Below are 275 nucleotides of genomic sequence, written 5' to 3'. Positions count from 1 at the left end.
CGAGAAGCTGAAGACTGAAGCCAAGGTGCTGTGAGGGAGACGGACGAAATGACGAATCTGGTAATTGCAGAACACGACAACGCGTCGATCAAGGCCGCGACGCTAAACACGATCGCCGCGGCGCAGAAGATTGGCGGCGACGTTCACGTGCTGGTCGCAGGTCACAACGCGCAGGCGGCGGCAGATGCAGCTGCGAAGATCGCGGGTGTGTCGAAGGTATTGCTGGCCGACGCGCCGCAACTCGAAGCGGGCCTCGCGGAAAACGTCGAAGCGAC

At 61.5% G+C, this 275-nt stretch carries 1 pseudogene; it reads left to right on the top strand.

From position 1 onward, the window contains the following. Positions 1 to 48: 48 nt before the first annotated feature. Positions 49 to 275: pseudogene (locus CIC12_RS04715) on the top strand (electron transfer flavoprotein subunit alpha/FixB family protein); the annotation flags it as partial.

This window comes from Paraburkholderia sp. SG-MS1 (genome assembly GCF_012275575.1).
In the GTDB taxonomy this organism is placed as follows: Bacteria; Pseudomonadota; Gammaproteobacteria; order Burkholderiales; family Burkholderiaceae; genus Paraburkholderia.
The sequence above is the reverse complement of the archived record's forward strand: the minus strand, read 5'-3'. Positions and strand labels throughout refer to the sequence as shown.